General features: G+C 63.8%; 17 protein-coding genes. 12 read left to right on the top strand and 5 right to left on the bottom strand.

Annotation, left to right across the window (positions count from 1 at the left end; genetic code table 11):
- Window positions 1–4: 4 nt before the first annotated feature.
- The 12 genes from hutH (at window position 5) to HXS65_RS06790 (ending at window position 13,064) form a co-directional block, all read left to right on the top strand.
- Window positions 5–1,612, top strand: a complete 1,608-nt coding sequence (hutH, locus tag HXS65_RS06735; protein WP_176493493.1) for a histidine ammonia-lyase — start codon at window positions 5–7, stop codon at window positions 1,610–1,612.
- The gene (locus HXS65_RS06740; RefSeq protein WP_255304441.1) at window positions 1,609–2,175 is read left to right on the top strand and encodes an acyl-CoA thioesterase; all 567 of its coding nucleotides are present in this window, start codon (window positions 1,609–1,611) and stop codon (window positions 2,173–2,175) included. Before hutH ends, HXS65_RS06740 begins: the two co-directional genes overlap by 4 nt.
- Complete coding sequence (locus tag HXS65_RS06745; RefSeq protein ID WP_176493494.1) at window positions 2,175–2,750, top strand: LolA-related protein; 576 nt, start codon at window positions 2,175–2,177, stop codon at window positions 2,748–2,750. The genes HXS65_RS06740 and HXS65_RS06745 overlap by 1 nt, the downstream gene beginning before the upstream one ends.
- Window positions 2,747–5,143, top strand: coding sequence for an MMPL family transporter (locus HXS65_RS06750; protein WP_176493591.1), 2,397 nt, complete (start codon window positions 2,747–2,749; stop codon window positions 5,141–5,143). Before HXS65_RS06745 ends, HXS65_RS06750 begins: the two co-directional genes overlap by 4 nt.
- An 84-nt stretch (window positions 5,144–5,227) precedes the next feature.
- Complete coding sequence (locus tag HXS65_RS06755) at window positions 5,228–6,628, top strand: NAD(P)/FAD-dependent oxidoreductase (RefSeq protein ID WP_176493495.1); 1,401 nt, start codon at window positions 5,228–5,230, stop codon at window positions 6,626–6,628.
- 152 nt (window positions 6,629–6,780) lie between these two features.
- On the top strand, window positions 6,781–7,374 hold the full coding sequence (locus HXS65_RS06760; RefSeq protein ID WP_176493496.1) for a DUF3261 domain-containing protein: 594 nt from the start codon (window positions 6,781–6,783) through the stop codon (window positions 7,372–7,374).
- A gap of 23 nt (window positions 7,375–7,397) precedes the next feature.
- Window positions 7,398–8,699 (top strand): beta-ketoacyl-ACP synthase, encoded by a 1,302-nt coding sequence (locus tag HXS65_RS06765; RefSeq protein ID WP_176493497.1) that lies wholly within the window; start codon window positions 7,398–7,400, stop codon window positions 8,697–8,699.
- A complete protein-coding gene (locus HXS65_RS06770; protein ID WP_176493498.1) occupies window positions 8,693–9,385 on the top strand; it encodes a hypothetical protein in 693 nt (230 codons plus the stop codon). The genes HXS65_RS06765 and HXS65_RS06770 overlap by 7 nt, the downstream gene beginning before the upstream one ends.
- On the top strand, window positions 9,385–10,179 hold the full coding sequence (fabG, locus tag HXS65_RS06775) for a 3-oxoacyl-ACP reductase FabG (protein WP_176493499.1): 795 nt from the start codon (window positions 9,385–9,387) through the stop codon (window positions 10,177–10,179). The genes HXS65_RS06770 and fabG overlap by 1 nt, the downstream gene beginning before the upstream one ends.
- Window positions 10,179–11,435: a beta-ketoacyl-ACP synthase gene (locus tag HXS65_RS06780; RefSeq protein ID WP_136938825.1), complete on the top strand. Its 1,257-nt coding sequence runs from the start codon at window positions 10,179–10,181 to the stop codon at window positions 11,433–11,435. Before fabG ends, HXS65_RS06780 begins: the two co-directional genes overlap by 1 nt.
- 192 nt (window positions 11,436–11,627) lie before the next feature.
- A complete protein-coding gene (locus HXS65_RS06785; RefSeq protein ID WP_255304442.1) occupies window positions 11,628–12,167 on the top strand; it encodes a heavy metal-binding domain-containing protein in 540 nt (179 codons plus the stop codon).
- 9 nt (window positions 12,168–12,176) lie between these two features.
- The gene (locus tag HXS65_RS06790) at window positions 12,177–13,064 is read left to right on the top strand and encodes a 4'-phosphopantetheinyl transferase superfamily protein (RefSeq protein WP_176493500.1); all 888 of its coding nucleotides are present in this window, start codon (window positions 12,177–12,179) and stop codon (window positions 13,062–13,064) included.
- 12 nt (window positions 13,065–13,076) lie between these two features.
- On the opposite strand, the gene HXS65_RS06795 is transcribed toward HXS65_RS06790, so the two are convergent.
- The 5 genes from HXS65_RS06795 to HXS65_RS06815 all read right to left on the bottom strand — a co-directional run bounded on the left by HXS65_RS06795 (window position 13,077) and on the right by HXS65_RS06815 (window position 18,598).
- The gene (locus HXS65_RS06795; protein WP_176493501.1) at window positions 13,077–13,811 is read right to left on the bottom strand and encodes an NYN domain-containing protein; all 735 of its coding nucleotides are present in this window, start codon (window positions 13,809–13,811) and stop codon (window positions 13,077–13,079) included.
- Window positions 13,812–13,835: 24 nt separating this feature from the next.
- Window positions 13,836–15,203: a biosynthetic peptidoglycan transglycosylase gene (locus tag HXS65_RS06800; protein ID WP_176493502.1), complete on the bottom strand. Its 1,368-nt coding sequence runs from the start codon at window positions 15,201–15,203 to the stop codon at window positions 13,836–13,838.
- 124 nt (window positions 15,204–15,327) lie between these two features.
- On the bottom strand, window positions 15,328–15,687 hold the full coding sequence (locus HXS65_RS06805; protein WP_077375298.1) for a RidA family protein: 360 nt from the start codon (window positions 15,685–15,687) through the stop codon (window positions 15,328–15,330).
- A gap of 288 nt (window positions 15,688–15,975) precedes the next feature.
- Window positions 15,976–16,866, bottom strand: coding sequence for a universal stress protein (locus HXS65_RS06810; RefSeq protein WP_077375301.1), 891 nt, complete (start codon window positions 16,864–16,866; stop codon window positions 15,976–15,978).
- A gap of 244 nt (window positions 16,867–17,110) precedes the next feature.
- Entirely contained in the window at window positions 17,111–18,598 is a 1,488-nt protein-coding gene (locus HXS65_RS06815; RefSeq protein ID WP_176493503.1) for a SulP family inorganic anion transporter, read from the bottom strand.
- Between the last annotated feature and the right edge of the window lie 68 nt (window positions 18,599–18,666).

Raw genomic sequence — 18,666 nt, forward strand, 5'->3', positions numbered from 1 at the left:
CGTCATGTCATATCCCGTCTCAACCACTGCCCCGGCGCTGACGCTCGACGGCAGTGATATCACCCTCGAGCAGCTGATCGACGTCGCCGAGGGCCGGTGTGGCGTACGTCTGAGTGATGCGCCGGCCTTCCGAGCACGCATCGAGGCAGGCCCCGCCCTGCTGGAACGCCTGCTGGAGGAGGAAGGCGTGGTCTACGGCGTCACCACCGGCTACGGCGATTCCGTGACCCGCGCCGTGCAAGGTGCCGACGACCTCGAGGCCCTGCCACGCCACCTCTATACCTTCCACGGCTGTGGCATGGGCGCGGACCTCGATGTGGTCAGCAGCCGCGCGGTGGTGATGGTGCGCCTCGTCTCGCTGTGCCGTGGTGTCTCCGGGGTCAGCCTGGCGCTGCTGGAACGCCTTGTCTGGCTGCTCGACCACGACATCCTGCCGCGCATCCCCGAGGAAGGCTCGGTGGGCGCCAGTGGCGATCTCACTCCGCTGTCCTATCTCGCCGCCGTGCTGTGTGGCGAGCGCGAGGTGTGGGTGCGCCCCGGCGCAGGTCAGCCACATGAACTGCGCCCGACCGCTGACGTCTTCGCCCAGCACGGCCTGACACCCTATGTGCTGCGCCCCAAGGAAGGCCTGGCGCTGATGAACGGCACCGCCGTGATGACGGCCCTCGCTGCACTGGCCTTCGGTCGCACCTGCTACCTCAGCCGTCTGAGTGCGCGCATCACTGCGCTCAGCGTGCAGGCGCTGGAAGGCAATCCCTACCACTTCGATGCCGACCTGTTCGCCGCCAAGCCGCATCCCGGTCAGGCCCGCGTGGCGCAGTGGCTGCGCGATGATCTCGCCCACCCGGCGGCGCCGGAGGTCGATGCCACACCGATCAACTCACCGCGCCTGCAGGACCGCTACTCGACGCGCTGCGCGCCCCACGTCATCGGCGTGGTCGAGGACAGTCTCGACTGGTGGCGCCGCTTTCTCGAGACCGAGCTCAACAGCGCCAACGACAACCCGCTGATCGATGTCGAGGCCGGCAAGATCCTCCACGGCGGCCACTTCTACGGCGGCCATGTGGCGATGGTGATGGACAGCCTCAAGACGGCGGTCGCCAACCTGGCCGACCTGCTCGACCGCCAGCTGGCCCTGCTGGTTGACAGCCGCTACAACCGTGGCCTGCCCAGCAACCTCAGCGGTGCCACGCCGGAGCGCGCGCCGCTCAACCATGGCTACAAGGCGGTGCAGATCGGTGCCTCGGCCTGGACGGCGGAAGCCCTCAAGCTGACCATGCCGGCCAGCGTCTTCTCGCGCTCCACCGAATGCCACAATCAGGACAAGGTCAGCATGGGCACCATCGCCGCGCGGGATGCCCTGCGCGTGCTGGCGCTGGTCGAGCAGGTCGCCGCCGCCACCCTGCACGCCGCCGCGCAGGGCTGTGAGCAACGCGCCGCCATCGCCGGCCACAGCGCCACGCCGCCGAGCCTGGCGGCCTTCGTCAGCGAGCTGCGCGAGGACATCGCCCCGCTCGAGGAAGATCGCGGTCTGGAGGCCGATCTGCGCCTGCTGTGTGCGCGCATCCGTGAGCGCCACTGGGCCCTGAGCACAGACGAGGCCAACGCATGAGCGAGCGGACAGCCCTGAGCGAGAAAACAGCCTTGAGCGAGAAAAACGCCATGAACCAGCCCGCCGAAACGCCGATGCCCAGCGCCACGGTGGAAATGGAAGTGCCCTTCCACGACGTCGACATGATGGAAGTCGCCTGGCACGGCCATTACGTGCGCTATCTCGAGATCGCCCGCTGCAAGCTGCTCGACATGCTCGACTACAACTACCCGCAGATGCGCGAGTCAGGCTATGCCTGGCCGGTGATCGACCTGCGCCTGCGCTACGCGGGCCCGGCGCGCTTCGGCCAGCGCATCGCCGTCACCGCGCGCCTGCGCGAGTGGGAAAACCGCCTCAAGCTCGATTACGTGATCCGCGATGTCGAGAGCGGCAAGCGCCTGACCCGTGGCCATAGCGTGCAGGTCGCCGTCGGACTCGCGGATGGTGAGATGCTGCTGGCCTCGCCGCCTGCGCTCAGCGAGCGGCTGGCCGCCTGGCAGGCCAGCCAGTCACAGACCAGCCCGTCACAGACAGCCGACAAGGACGTGCCTGCCACCCCGCCCCCGACACGAGGAACGCCGTGATGACGTCACGCCTTGCCATTGCCGCCACTACCCTGCTGCTGACTGCCAGTGCCTTCGGGGCCAGCGCCGCCGAATTCGACGCCCGCGCCCTGACGCAACAGCTGGCGCGCACCGCCCCTGTCTGCGGTGATTTCCAGCAGACCCGCTGGCTCGAGGATGTCGGCGCACAGCTCAAGAGTCGTGGCCAGTTCCATCTGATCGGGGATCCGAACGCGCCCGAAGGCCTGGTGTGGGACACCACCTCCCCCATCGAGGACCGTCTCGAGATGCGCCCGAATGCCAGCGAAGGCCCGGATGGCGAGCCGCTGCCCGCCGACCAGCAGGCGATGGCGGAGCTGTTGGTCAACTTCTTCCACGGCGACTGGCAGGCGCTCGAGGAGCACTTCACCCTGACGCTCACCGGCAGCGCGGATGACTGGCAGGCCAGCCTGACACCGCGTGATGCCCGTCTGGCCGAGGCCATCGAGCACCTCGAGATCGAGGGTGGCAGCTGGCTTGACCACCTGACCCTCACCAGCGGCGACGGTGACCGTCTCGCCCTGACCCTGACACCGCGCGATCAGTGCCCCGAATGACAGGGCGCGGCGACTCGCATGACACGGGGCTGGATCGCGCCGCCTGGCTCTGGCTGTGGGCTGGCGTGCTGCTGCTGTGCGCGGTGCTGGTGGCCGGGAAGCTCGCCCCGCAGAGCCCATGGCGAGGCGCCATCGACACCCGCATCACCGCCATGCTGCCAGCGCAGGAACGCAGCCCGTTGGCGGCGCGCGCCGAATCGCTGGAGGACACCGCCAATCGGCTGGTGATGCTGGTCGGCGCACGCGATGCCAGCGCCGCGTCACTCAAGCAGCGTGACGCCGCCGCCCAGGCGCTGCGTCAGGCGCTCGCCCCCCTCGCGACGCTGGATGACGGCAAGAGCCTCGCCAGCCTGCGCCTGCCGGCCGAGGTCCAGCCGGCCCTGATCGCCCCGCGACTTGCCGAACTGAGTGACGAGCAGTGGCAGGCGCGCGCCCTCAGGCAGCTGTTCCAGCCCGGCGGCCAGCGCGACCTGATCCATGACCCCTTCGGTCTCGCCGGCGCCTGGCAGGACTGGCTGACACCCGCCAACCTGTCGCTGTCCGGCGGCCAGCTGTTGCTGCGCGCGCCGACGTCAAGCGGTGAGCAGCCTGGCAGCGGCTATCGGCTGATCAGCGCCACCCTCACCGGCAGCGCCTACGCGATGGGGGATCAGCAGGCGCTGGAACAGGCCGTGGATGGCGTGAAGGCCGACTACCCCGACGTCAGGCTGCTGCGCTCCGGACTGGTCTTCCATGCCAGTGCCGGAGCGCAGCAGGCCAGACAGGAGATGTCGACCATCGGGCTCGGCTCGCTGATCGGCGTGCTGCTGTTGCTGTGGGCGGTGTTCCGCACTCCGCGACGGCTGCCGTTGCTGCTGGTACCGGTGGCCACGGGCGTGCTGTTCGCGCTGCCGCTGACCTGGTGGGCCTTCGGCAGCCTGCACGTGCTGACACTGGCCTTCGGCGCCAGCCTGATCGGCATCTCCATCGATTACGTGCTGCATCTGGAATGCATGCGCCGCCTGGCGACGACAGACGGTCGCGGCGGACTCGCCGCGCTGTGGCCGGGCCTGACATTGGGCCTGTGCTCCAGCCTCGCCGCCTATCTGGCCATCACCCTGACGCCGATGCCCGGCCTGCGCCAGATGGGCATGTTCGCCGCCCTCGGCTTGCTCGGCGCCTGGCTGAGCGTGCGCCTGTGGCTGCCGCAACTGCCACTGCCGGCGGATGCCACCCGCAAGGATTCCCCCGCCGCCCGCGCTGCAGGATGGCTGGCACGCGTACTTCCCGGCAGGCGCAGCTGGCAGGCGCTGGGTCTGCTGCTGCTGGCCGCGCTGGCAAGCCTCTTCGGACTGCGCAGCGATGACCGTCTCACTCAGCTCAACCCCTCGCCTGCATCGCTGATCGATGAGCAACGCGAGGTGCAGCGCCTGCTCGCCGAACCGGACGGCCTGCGCTACCTGATCGTGCAGGCCGAGAATGACGCCGCGCTGCTCTCGCGCCTGCAGGCACTGGAAGACACCTTCCAGCAGCTGAATGCCCAGCAGCAACTGGGGCACTGGGCGAGCCTCGCCCAGCAACTGCCGACGTTTGCCCAGCAGCAGGCCAACCTCGACGCCATGCGTGAGCGCACCCGCACCCTGCTGCCCCAGGTGCTGAGCACTGCAGGCCTGCCCGCCGCGCTGCTCACGCGGGCCGAGCAGGCCATCGAAAGCGCCCATCCGTTGCGCCCGGCCGACTGGGTCACGCTGCCCGCCGGCGAGATGGGCCAGCGACTGTGGCTCGACTCACGCACTGCCGCCATCGGCATCGTGCGCTTTGGTGACGTCACGGCCGAGGGCAGCGCCGCCCTGGCACGCCTCGCGGCAGGCGATGACCGCCTCGAGTACGTCGATCAGGTCGCCAGGCTTTCGACGACGCTCGGCAGCATTCGCAGCGAAATGGCCTGGCTGGTCAGCGCTGCGGTGGTGGTGATCAGCCTGCTGCTGGCGCTGCGCTATCGCCGCAGCACTTGGCGCGCCCTGTTGCCGCCGCTGGGCGGACTGGTACTGACGCTCGCCGCCCTGAAGCTGGCGGGCGTCGGCCTCAACCTGTTCCACCTGCTGGGCCTGCTGCTGGTACTGGGGATTGGCCTGGATGCGGGCATCTTCTGTGCCGAGCATCCTGCGCGCAGCGCAGAGAAAGGTAATCCCGCGCGAAGAGCGAATGACAAAACCGAACAAGGCAACGCAGAGGCCACCGCCAGCCGCGCCTCGCAGGCCAGTCTGCTGGCGATCTCGCTGTCATGTGCCTCCAGCCTGCTAGCCTTCGGATTGTTGAGTTTCAGTCAGACACCGGCATTGGCCGCACTGGGGCTGGCCTGCCTGCTGGGGCTGACGGCCACCTGGTGCCTGGTGCCCTTCGCCCGCAGTTGAGGCGATCTCGTCACGCGGGCCAGACGGAGGCGTGAACACGAATGCCGTCATGAACACATAACGACAACGACAGGGGACGATGCCATGGAATCGGCAGATCGCAGCAACAACCCACCACGCAAGGAAGTCATCATCATCGGCGCCGGACCTGCCGGGGCGGCGGCGGCGGCCTGGCTGGCGCGCGCCGGCCACGCCGTGCGCGTGCTGGAGCGCAGCCACTTCCCGCGCTTCTCCATCGGCGAGAGCCTGCTGCCGCGCTGCATGCAGCATCTGGAGGCCTGTGGCCTGATGGAGGCCGCCGCCGCCGGAGGCTATCAGCGCAAGACCGGTGCGGCCTTCACCCGCCGCGGCGAGCATCGCGTGATCGACTTCCGCGACAAGTTCAGCGACGGCCCCGGCACCACCTGGCAGGTGGAGCGCGCCGACTTTGACCAGCGTCTGATCGAGGGCGCACGGGCGGCGGGGGCCGATGTCGAATTCGGCGTCACCGTCACGGGTTTCACTCCCGCTCGCCCCACGCAGAGTGACCCCGCTGGCCATGCTCAGGCTCAGGGGCCGCGTCTCACGTTGGCCGATGGCCGCGAGCTTCAGGCCGCCTTCGTGCTGGATGCCAGCGGCTATGGGCGCGTGCTGGCGCGGCTCGAATCGCTTGAGCGTGATCCGCGTCTGGAGCCGCGCATGGCGCTGTTCGGCCATGTCCACGATGGCATCGCCGACCTCGCGCCGCCCGCCGAGGGCTATCGTCGCGACACTATCCTGATCGCCTCGCACCCGGGGCATCCGGATGTCTGGTACTGGCTGATTCCCTTCGCCAATGGCCGCGCCTCGCTGGGCGTGGTCGGCCCGCGGGAGCTGATCGAGCCTGCCGCCGAGGACGATGCACAGACACGCCTGTGGCAGTGGGTGATGGAAGAACCGCGCCTGGCGGAGCTGCTGCGCGATGCCACGCCCGCCAATGCCGTGCAGTCGCTGGGCGGTTACAGCGCCGATGTCAGCCGCCTGCATGGCCCGGGCTATGCACTGCTCGGCAATGCCGGCGAGTTTCTGGACCCGGTGTTCTCCTCCGGCGTGACCATCGCGCTGGAATCCGCCCTGCGCGCCGCGCCGCTGGTCGCGCGCGAACTGACCGCGACCCGCGATGAGCAGCGCCCGGACTGGGCCAGCGAATACGAGCTGCCATTGCGACGTGGCATCGAGGTGTTCCGCGAGTTCGTCACCGCCTGGTACGACAGCCGCCTGACCGACATCATCTATCATCCTCGCTCGCCGGACCGCATTCGCCAGATGATCAGTTCGGTCCTCGCCGGCTACGCCTGGGACGAGGCCAATCCCTTCGTCAGCGCCAGTCGTCGTCGCCTGACCGCACTGGCCACGCTCTCGGCAGCGCAGGCGACGCAAGCGGAAACCTGCGAGCCCGCCGCAAGCGCTCTCTCAACGGCCGGCACGCGGCAGAATGACGCCAGAAAAGGTAAAGTATCGTCATGATATCCATGCGTCTCTCGCCTCATGCCATCTCAGTCGGGCTGCGCTCAGTCGGGCGGCGATCCGTCGGACTGCGCTCTTTCAGAAAGTGTTCTGTCGGACTGCGTACAGTCGGGCGGCGATCTGTCGGCCTGCTGCTGGCGACCAGCCTGCTGTTGAGCGGCTGCAGCCTGCTCGCGCCCGGTCCGCTCAGCGCCGAGAGCCCGATGCCGGCCCTGGCGAGCCTGCAGGAGAGCAGCACCCAACGTCTGATTCTGCGCGTTGAGCGTAACAAGAGTGAGGCCAGCGAGAATCGCGCGGCAGCAGACGCCGCTGAGGACGAGGCTCGCGACCTGCCGCCCCTCATCGGCGTGCTGCGCCAATCGCCCGAGACCATGCGGCTGGTGCTGCTCAGCGTGCAGGGCCAGCGACTGCTGACACTGGTGCATGACGCCGATGGCAGCCGCTTCGAGAAGGCCCGCCCCGAGGTGCTCGACAATCTGCCCTTCACCGCCGACTGGCTGGCCCGTCGCATCGCCTGGGTCCACTGGCCACAGGCCGCGATCGATGACGCCTTTGCCGGCAGCGCCTGGCAACTGGTGCAGCACGGCGAGTGGAACACGCCTCACCAGGCCGCGCAGCGCCTTATCCTGCGCGATGGCGAGCGCATGGCCGAGCTGACCCGCGACGCCGAAGGCCGCGTGATCCTGCGGGACCCGGCCACCGAGATGCAGATGACGCTAGATCCCCTGTCTTCCCCCAGCCCCTGACGACTCACCGGAAGCTTCCCCGCATGACTGAACCCGTCACACCCGAGGCACCTGATACCCGCCATGGCCTCACCCCTCGCAGCCCATGCCGTCTGTCTCGGCCCGGTATCGTCTGTCCGCTGGGCGCCGACCACGGGCTGATCAGCAGTGCGCTGTTCAGCGCCAGTCGTGGCCTGCGCGTCAGTGATGACTTCAGTCCCGGCACGCCGCTGTCACTGGGCCGTGTCACCGCGCGGCTGGTGGATGACAGCGACTGGCCGGCCCCGCTGAGCTCACGCAACAACCGCTTGCTGGCCACCGCGCTTGAGCAGCTGACACCGGAGCTTGAGGCCCTCAAGCGCCAGGGCATCGCGCCGGAGCGCATCGGCGTGGTGCTGGGCACCAGTACCTCCGGTATCGGTGAGACGGAAGCTGCGATGGACGCCCAGCGCGCCGCCGTCGCCCAGGGCACGCCGAGCGCCGACAGCTGGCCGGCGAGCTTTGAATACCGCCGTCAGGAACTGGGCGCGCCCGCCGAGTGCGTGGCCTGGTTGAGCGGCGCGCGCGGGCCGGTCTACACCCTGTCCACCGCCTGCACCTCCAGCGCCAAGGCCCTGGCCAGCGCACGGCGTCTACTGGCCTCCGGGCAGTGTGATGCGGTGATCGCCGGTGGGGCCGACAGCCTGTGCCACATGACGGTGAAGGGCTTCATGAGTCTGGAGGCCGTCAGCCGCCAGCAAAGCCAGCCGCTGGGCGCCGCGCGCGACGGCATCAATCTGGGCGAGGCCGCGGTGCTGTTCGTGGTCACGCCGGAGCACGGTGGCGTGCAGCTGACCGGCGTCGGCGAATCCAGCGATGCCCATCACATCTCCGCGCCCTGCCCGGATGGCAGCGGCGCCGAGGCCGCGATGCGTGGCGCGCTCGCCAGCGCCGGCCGCGCCCCCGGCGAGATCGACTACATCAACCTGCACGGCACGGCCACGCCGCTCAATGACGCCATGGAAAGCCTCGCCATCAGCCGCCTGTTCGGTCCCGATGGCGACGAGGCCGCAAGCCGTCCGCCCGCCGTCAGTTCCACCAAGGCCCTCACCGGCCATACGCTGGGGGCCTGCGGGGCGCTGGAAGCCGCCTTCTGCTGGCTGACGCTGGAACATGGTCGCCTGCCGCCGCACGCCACCCCGCGTGAGGCACTGGACCCGTCATTGCCCGCGCTCAACATCGTCTATCGTGACCGCCCCGAGACCCCGCCGCTCAGAGTGATGAGCAATGCCTTCGCCTTCGGCGGCAACAACATCTCGCTGATACTGGAGCGTCACGCCACCGACCCGGAGTCCTCTGCATGCTGACCCCGACCGCTACCCCCGCCACGCCGCTACCCGACGGCACGTCTTCCCGTGACGGGGGCTATCCCGTCATGCCCTGCGCCATCGGCCCCTATGTGCCACACGAAGCAGGCATGTGCCTGCTGGATGAGGTGCTGGCCTGTGACGAGCACTCGCTCAGCGCGAGCGTGCGCCCCTCGCCCGAGGATCTGTTCGCGGAGCTGGACGGCGCTGGCCAGGCCGTGATTCCCGCCTGGGTCGGGCTCGAGTGGATGGCCCAGGCCATCGCCGCCTGGTCCGGCCTGCAGGCCGCGCGCACAGGCCAGTCACCCCGCGTCGGGTTTCTGCTCGGCAGCCGCCGCTATGAGAGCGAACTGCCCGCCTTCGCCTGCGGGCAACGCTGGCAGATAGACGTGCAGCTCGACTATCGCGCCGACAACGGTCTGGGCGCCTTCAAGGCCACCCTCAGCGACGAGCACGGCGCGCAGGTCGCCCGTGCCGGCGTGAATGTCTTCGAGCCGCCCGCCCAGGCCGTGGCGTCTGCCGTGTCGAAGGAAGGAAGCCCTGAAGCAGGCCCACAGGGGCGCTCACCAGAACACTCACCAGAACACTCACCAGAACACTCACCAGAACACTCACAAGAACACTCACAAGAACACTCACCCGGTCAGCAGGATGCTACCGGTGCCGCACCGCAAGGTAATGTCTGATGTCTGTCACCCCCCCCGCTACTCGAACTACCCCTGCTGACAACCAGGGTGCCGCCGCTGCCAATGAGACGCGCGAGTGGATTCTGGTCACCGGCTCCAGCCGTGGCATCGGCCGCGCCATCGCGCTGCGTCTGGCCCGCGAAGGCTACAATCTGGTGCTGCACTGCCGCTCGCGCCGTGACGCCGCCGAGGAGGTCGCGCGTGAGATCAGCGCCCTGGGCGGTGAATCGCGCATCCTGAGCTTCGATGTCGCCGACCGCGAGGCCGCACGCAGCGCACTGGAGGCCGATGTCGAGGCCCACGGCTGCTACTACGGCGTCATCTGCAATGCCGGCATCCACGCCGACAACGCCTTCCCGGCGCTCACCGATGAGGACTGGGACAGCGTGATCCGCACCAACCTCGATGGCTTCTACAACGTGGTCAAGCCGCTGGCGATGCCGATGGTGCGTCGCCGCAAGCCGGGGCGCATCATCGTGATGTCCTCGGTGTCAGGCATGATGGGCAATCGCGGTCAGGTCAACTATTCCGCCGCCAAGGCGGGGCTGATCGGCGCGGTCAAGGCGCTGGCGGTGGAACTGGCCAAGCGCCGCATCACCGTGAATGCCGTCGCGCCGGGGGTCATCGCCACCGAGATGACCGAAGGGGTCGAGATGGACGAGGCGCTGAAAATGATTCCCATGCGCCGCGCGGGCGAGGCCGAGGAAGTCGCCGCCACCGTGGCCTTCCTGTGCTCGAAGGATGCCGGCTACATCACCCGCCAGACCATCGCGGTGAACGGAGGGATGTTCTGATGACAGCTCCCTCTTCCCCGCTGCGCGGCCATCGCGTCGTCGTCACCGGCATGCATGGTTTCTCGCCCATCGGCAATGACTGGCCGACCCTGCGCGCCAATCTGGCCGCGGGCCGCACCGGCATCCGCTATATCGAGGATTGGGACAAGTACGAGGGTCTCAACACGCGTCTCGGCGCGCCGGTCAGCGATTTCGCGCTGCCCAAGCACTACAACCGCCGCGCGCTGCGCAGCATGGGGCGCGTGGCCCAGCTGGCGACCCGCTCCAGCGAGCTGGCGCTGGAAGCGGCGGGACTGAGTGACAGCCCGCTCAAGGAGAGCGGCCAGATGGGCATCGCCTACGGCGCGTCCGCCGGTGAGCCGGACGCGGTGGCGGACTTCGGCAACATGCTGATCAACCACTCCACCGATGGCCTCAACGCCAACTCCTACATCCGCATGATGGCGCATACCGCGCCGGTGAACATCGGGGTCTTTCTCGGCATCAAGGGGCGGATTCACACCACCTCCAGCGCCTGCACCTCCGGCAGCCAGGGCATCGGCTATGCCTATGAGGCGATTCGCTTCGGCCGCCAGATAGCGATGGTCGCCGGGGGCTGCGAGGAGCTGTCCGCCGCCGATGCCGCGGTGTTCGACACCCTGTTCGCCACCAGCACCTGCAATGATCGCCCGGACCGCTCGCCGCGGCCCTTCGACGCCGAGCGCGATGGCCTGGTGATCGGCGAAGGTGCCGGCACGCTGATCCTCGAGGAGCTGGACCACGCCCTGGCGCGTGGCGCGACCATCCACGCCGAGATTCTCGGCTTCGGCACCAACTCCGATGGCCGCCACGTCACCCAGCCGGACGCCGACATGATGGAGGCCGCGATGCGCATGGCCCTTGACGATGCCGGCCTCTCGGCCAGCGAGATCGGCTATGTCAGCGCGCATGGCACCGCCACCGAGCGCGGCGACATCGCCGAGAGTCACGCCACTCATGCCGTGTTCGGGGAACGCACGCCCATCAGTGCCTTCAAGAGCTACACCGGCCATACCCTGGGGGCCTGCGGCGCGCTGGAAGCCTGGATCGCCATCGAGATGATGCGCGAAGGCTGGTTCCACGGCACCGCCAACCTCAAGGACATCGACCCGCGCTGCGCGGCGTTGGACTACCTGCGTGACGGCGGCCGCGAGATCGAGACGGATACGGTGATGAGCAACAACTTCGCCTTCGGCGGCATCAATACCTCGCTGATCCTGCGGCGCTGGCAGGGCTGACGACGCCCGCACGGCCCTCGGGGTCATCGGGCGTGTGACTGTCGCCACCAGACGACTTTGCAGCGGGTCACAACTGGCGCAAGATACGCGCCCGCTGCATGGTCTATGGTGTGATTGGCTCACGCCGTTGGCTGGATGAAGGCGATATTCCCTGGCGTCGAGCCAGTCAAACCCTGTCAGGAGAGGTGTCAAATGGCGTCATCCGTTGCTCAGTCGTTCGTTTCCTCGTCACACACCATGGCCCACGCCAGCACGGCGCCGGCCGGCCGCCTGTCGCGGGGACGCGTGCTGGTGTCCGCCCTGGTGCTCGGCGCGGCCGGGCTGCTGGCCTCCGCGCCGGCACAGGCGCGGGATACGCAGCACTTCCTGCCCATCATGCCGGTGATGGCCAGCACTGCGGCCAGTCAGCGACTGGGCAAGGACGTGGCCTTCTTCTTCGGTGACAAGCAGCCCTACGAGCGCATCGAGAAGCGTGGCTGGGCACGCGTGAACCCGAAGACCAACGCGACCAACAAGAGCGATGCCGCGGCCTGCCGCTGGGTGTTCCTGTCAGCGCTGCGCGAGCTGCAGGAAAAGGCGCGGGAATACGGGGCCAATGCCGTCATCAACATTCGCAGCGACTATGACAACGTGCCCTACTCCAGCAGCGAGAAGTACGAGTGCCACGCGGGCAATGTCGTCGCGGGCGTCGCGTTGCGCGGGGATCTGGTGATCCTGCATCCCAAGAACTGATTCGCCATCATGACGGCCAGGGAAGGCAAGGATGTGAGTGAGGCAGGCGAGCCGGTCGAAGGCAGCTCGGCGCGCGCGGCGGATACTCCTGCGGCGCGCCCGACCGATCACCCTGCCTATCGCTGCGTGGTGCTGGGGCATGCGGTATCGCATGGCTCCGCTTCACTGAGCACAGGTTCGCTGAGCACGGGTTCGCTGAGCACAGGTTCGCCGAGCGCCGACTTGTCCAACGGCGAACCGCTGATCTCGCATGATCCCCATGCCCTCGCCGCCGCCCTGGCGTCCGCGACTGGCAGCGCTGTGCGCGACTTGCCGAATGACAGCTCTGACGCCACCTCTCGGCCAGCCCGCCTGTGGCTGGCCGAGGCCTGTGTGCTGCCAGCATCCTGTGCTGATTCGGCTGCCCCCTCTATCAACTCCTCGACTGAGGCTTCCCGCCGTCGCTCGCTGCGCGCTCGACATGCGGATGTGGATAACGCGAACACCCCCGTGTCCTCCGCCAAGACCCGCCGTCGCCAGCAACGTGAAGCCGAATCCCACCTCGCCCGCGTGCTGCTTGGTGAACTCGCCGCCGCCCAGGGTATCCAGCTTGCGATGGCGGACTGGTCACCGCGTGGCCAGGCACCCCATCACCCTGCACTACCGCCAGGCTTTCACGTCTCCATCGCCCACCGCCACGGGCATGTCCTCGTCGGCCTCGCCACCGCCCCGCTCGGGCTGGATATCGAATACCGCAACCCCCGCCACGCCCACGACCTCGACGCCCGTATCGCCATGCTGCCTACAGACGCACGCGAACGCCTCGCCGAAGTTTCACACCTCAGCGAGACAGAACGATTGGACGGGTTTTATCAGGAATGGACGATGTATGAGGCTGCGTTCAAGACAAATAAATAATGTGTCTTAAGTTCAGGATTTTCTAGCATCCCTGATATACATGGCAGTCCCATTGCCACGCATTTCTATGGAAAAAAGCTCTGATGCTCGAACTAAATCTCCAAGCTTTTTATACCCATAATTGATAGAAGAGAAAGAACTCTTATTAGACATATAATGTCCTACTCGACCTAACAATGACCACCCATCGTCTTCTGAAGACTGCTCCGCTGCATTTCTTAGCAAATTGACTAATGCTGTATCACTTCTAAGCTCATTCCTACATCTTGGAACTTGGCTATTATCATCTGGTATATCTGTAACTGGCTCTTCACAATATAATTTTTCTGTGTAAATAAACGTCGAGCAAGCATCTACAAAAGGCTTAGGAGTCTTGTGTTCCCCAAATCCATAGACAGGGAAGCCACCTTCCAGTAACCTCAAGACTAATGGCGTAAAGTCGCTATCACTAGTCATGAGTGCAAAAAGATCAATATTACCGCTATAGAGAAGATCCATAGCATCTATAATCATTGCAGAGTCAGTAGCATTCTTACCTTTGGTAAAGGCAAACTGCTGCATGGGCCTTATAGCATTTGGATGAAGCTTATCAATCCATCCCGATAGCAAAGGACTGTTCCAATCACCATGGGCATGTCTAACATTGACCACACCATATTTTGCAAGCTCTTCTAGAACCCCTTCAATTGAATTATGGCTAACATTATCGCAATCTATCAACAGTGCAATCCGTTGCTCTCCAGCCATCAGCTCATTCCCCTGCTAGAAGTGTTAGTGGTTACAAAACTTACTTCTTAAATATTCAACCCCTTCAATAGCATTATTTTCAACCAACCCCTTCCCAACCATTTCACCATATATTTCAACAACTTTCACGGCATCATCCATAGAAATTTTATCATCATCGAGTAAAGCTTGTAACATCTGTCTAATCCTCTTGCCATATATTTTTGATCTGACATTTGATAAACGCTCTACCAAGAAAAACGACTGTGCAATAGAGAGGCTACGTTCGATACCCCCAAAGAAATATTTTGATGCTTGAATTACCCCCATAACCCTGAATTCATACCTTACGGAAGACAAGTACATATCTAACTGCTCTTCTTTATCTATAACTTTAGTAAACCACTTGGCTAAAAGTATCTCTACAATCTTTCTTCTTTTTGTTTTACTAAAATCTTTTATAAACAATGTGCGAACTAACTGCTGTGTAATGGTCGAGCCACCAGACCTTGGGTGCAATTTCAACGAGGATAATAAAATTCTTGCAAGCCCCTTCCAACTCACACCGCTGTGACGGTAAAACTCTTTATCCTCTATTTCTACTGCAATTTGCTTGAGGACCTTTAAGTCAACGTTTAATCTCTGGGCTTCGTATACCGACAACTTTGCATGATAAACAATATGCTCTATTCGCTCCTCGACATTTAAACATAATAGCTTAGATACATACTGAGTAAAAACAAGAAGCATACTCTCGTGTTTATCTAGCAAAGCGTATCTATATAAGTAACAAAAGGCAAAAAAAGCAAGGAACGATGCTGGAACAGAGATAACTAGATCAGCATTCAAAGTAGAAACTATTGACAGTCCACCCACATCTAACAAAAAAGTCAGAATAAAGTATATTACAAAAGCCGAGATTCCTGATATGGCATAGCATGGATATGCAACGTAAGTTTTCCAGCCTGGAAACATACGTATTGCAAATGGCTCATTAGCTCCTTCAATCCGCCAGTTAGGAAGAACGAGCTGAAATTCACCATATTTAACACCGAGCACAGTTCTCAAAACGACTACTTTTCTAGCCGCATAGACTATTGATTTTTGTCTTGCAGCAAAATGAAACAAAAATAGAAATGTGAATAGAATAGTAATAATGAGAATGGCGAAAAGCATAGACTCAACAGGCATCAAAAAATCTTTATCACCTGTAATACTTTCTAATTTTCCTAAAGTCAGTGAACCAAATGCTGCGCCTATTACAATCGCGATATTAGCCGCACTCAAGAAGACCTTCTCTTCCGTTTCTAAAGTTTTTGAAGCCGATCTATATTCTTCAAGAATCATTTCATTATTATCAAACTTAAACGTCGGGTAGTGCTGCTTCCAACCTTGATTATCGCCACTGTTCATCCAAAGCCACCTATAAGCCCATCATGCAAAGATAACATTTCTTAACACTTATACCCCAAACGAGGAAAAATAAAAAAACCCGCCAGAGAAATCTCTGACGAGCTTAGAAAAACCATACTACGTGTTACTTGACCGCAGCGACCACGGTAATTTCACACAGCAGTTCCGGGCTGGCCATGGCGGCTTGTACACAGGCGCGGGCGGGGGCGTGACCTTCCGGTACCCAGGTGTCCCAGATGTCATTGAAGGTCTTGAAGTCATCCATTGTCTTGAGATAGACGGTGGCGGAGAGCAGGTGCTCGCGGTCGGTACCGACTTCTTCCAGCAGCGCATCGACGCGCGCGAGCATGCTGTTGGCCTGGTCCGTGATATCACTGAAGCGTTGTTCCGGCCCGGCGACCTGGCCACACAGATAGATGGTGTTGTTGTGGATGACGGCGCGGCTCATGCGTGCCTTGGTATCGTGACGTTGGATATCGCTCATGGAGAGTGTCCTTGTGCCGTTCTTCTTGGAGTGGTGAAAGACGCGCCTGCGTTAGGGAAAGCCCCCCAGCGGCATGGCGCGCAATGAGGATAAGCGGCCATCAGCGTTCCAGATTCCGGCGAGCGGCGCAACGCGACCTGCGGGGTATTTTCCAGTCGTCGTGAGGGTTTCTGCCTTGCGTACCTGTAGCCACTGCCCAAGGGGCGGAAATGACGACGCCGCGCCATCCCGACATGACACGGGAAGGCGCGGCGTTCTCATTGCCCGGCAGGGCGTGTGCTGAACGTGCTAGCGCAGGATCAGCAGCGGCACCGTGGCATTGCGGATCATCTCGGTGGTGGTACTGCCGACCAGCAACTGACGGATGCGCGAGTGGCCGTAGGCGCCCATCACCAGCATGTCGATGGCGTGCTCCTTGGCGTATTCGCGCAGACAGGCTTCCACTTCACCGGCCTTGAGGCTGGCCTGCACGTTGAAGCCCGCTGACTGGAGGGTGTCACGCGCGGTCTCAAGCGGAGCCTGATGCTCCACCGAGTCCGCGCCGACCATCACCAGATGCAGCTCGGCGCCCTGCAGCAAGGGGCTGGCCGCCAGCACCTCGATGGCACGCTTGATGGTGGCGCTGCCATCGAAGGCGATCAACACGCGTGTCGGCGTCTGAAACTCGCCCGGCACTACCAGCACGGGACGATGCAGGCTGCGGATCACGCGCTCCAGATTGGAGCCGAGATGCTCACTGGCCTGCTCCGCCCCTTCCCCGCGCTTGCCGATCACCAGCAGGCGAATCTCGTCCTCAAGCTCGGCCAGTGTCTCGACCAGCTCACCATTGCGCTGGCGCGGGCGTGGTTCGGTGATGCCGGCCTGGGTGGCGCGCTCACAGGCGGCTTCCAGCATCAGGCGGCCCTGCTCCTGGGCGATGCGCCCGCGCTGCTCATCGAGGGTGGCGAGCTCCTCCAGCAGGTGCTCCCGGGCACCGAGACCGATGCTGCCGGAGAGATCGCCATTGGCGGGTTCGGCGCTTTCATTGCGGTCGATCACATGCAGGATGCTGAGAGGTGCCGACAGGCGCTGGCTGGCCCAGACGGCGGCGTCACACACGGGGGCGGCGAAGGCGGAGCCGTCAATGCAGGCGGTGACCTTGTCATGGCCTGTCGCGGCACTGGCAGAGGATTGGCTCATGGCGGGCTTCCTTGTGCTGACAACAAAAAGTACTGACAACGGAGATGGCGTGCCGACCGGGGCGACGCAGAAGGAGGACTGACATTCCCCCCGCGATGCCGGCACGGCCTGTTTCGAGATTACCACTTTCCGGCCCCATGAACGCAAACGGCGGGCAGCCCGTGAAGGACTGCCCGCCGTCTGACCTTGTCACGCGGCGCGATCAAGCGAAGTGCCTCGATCGCGCAGGGTCATGCGTGCATGATCAGTGGCCCATCAGTTTCTCGACCGCGTCCGGCTTGTCATGCACCGCGAAGCGATCCACCAGCGTGGCGCTGGCTTCATTGAGGCCACTTACCTCGACCTCGGTCCCCTCACGACGGAACTTGACCACCACGGTGTCCAGCGCGCCGATGGCGGTGATGTCCCAGAAGTGCGCACGACTGACGTCGATCACGACACGCTCGACGGTTTCCTTGAGGTCGAAACCGGCCTGGAACTGCTCGCTGGAGGCGAAGAACACCTGACCGACCACGCGGTATTCGCGGGTACGACCATCGGCATTCATGTCGCTGCCGATATGCAGCACCTGGCCGATCTTGTTGGCGAAGAACAGCGCCGAGAGCAGCACGCCGACCAGCACGCCGATCGCCAGGTTGTGGGTCGCGACCACCACGGCCACGGTGCCCAGCATGACGATGTTGGTGGACATCGGGTGGCTCTTGAGGTCACGGATCGACTGCCAGGAGAAGGTGCCGATGGAGACCATGATCATCACCGCGACCAGTGCGGCCATGGGAATCTGCGAGACCCACGGGCCGAGGAACACGACCAGGATCAGCAGCACGACACCCGCCACCATGGTGGAGAGACGCGTACGTCCACCGGATTTCACGTTGATCATCGTCTGGCCGATCATCGCGCAACCCGCCATGCCGCCGAGGAAGCCGGTGACGACGTTGGCCGCGCCCTGGCCCTTGCACTCACGGTTCTTGTCGGACGGCGTGTCGGTCAGATCATCGACCAGGGTGGCCGTCATCAGGGATTCCAGCAGACCCACGACCGCCAGCGGCAGCGAGTACGGCAGGATGATCCACAGGGTTTCCAGATTGAAGGGGATGTCCGGAATCAGGAACACCGGCAGGCTGTCCGGCAGCTCGCCCATGTCGCCGACGGTGCGGATATCCAGACCGACGACCATCGCGAAGATGGTCAGCACGATGATGCAGACCAGCGGCGACGGCAGCAGCTTGCCGATCTTCGGCACCAGCGGCAGCAGATAGATGATGCCCAGGCCCGCGGCCGTCATGGCATAGACGTGCCAGGTGACGTTGGTCAGCTCCGGCAGCTGGGCCATGAAGATCAGGATCGCCAGTGCATTGACGAAGCCGGTGACCACCGAGCGCGAGACGAAGCGCATCAGGGAGCCGAGCTTGAAGTAGCCGAAGATGACCTGGATCACGCCGGTCATCACGGTGGCGGCCAGCAGGTACTCCAGGCCGTGGTCCTTGACCAGGTCGACCATCAGCAGTGCCATGGCACCGGTGGCGGCGGAAATCATGCCCGGACGGCCACCGGCGATGGCGGTCACCACGGCGATGGAGAAGGAGGCATACAGGCCGACCTTGGGGTCGACACCGGCAATGATGGAGAAGGCGATGGCTTCGGGGATCAGGGCCAATGCCACCACCAGGCCGGACAGGATGTCGGGCCGGAGGTTGGAAAGCCACTGCTGTTTGAGGCTGCTTGTCATCGAGTCGTCCGCAACAGGTTGGGGAAGGTGGTGTGCGTGCTGAATCCTGGCGCTGTCGAGTCAGTCTG

This window comes from Cobetia sp. 5-25-4-2, assembly GCF_013374075.1.
GTDB classification, from domain to species: domain Bacteria; phylum Pseudomonadota; class Gammaproteobacteria; order Pseudomonadales; family Halomonadaceae; genus Cobetia; species Cobetia marina.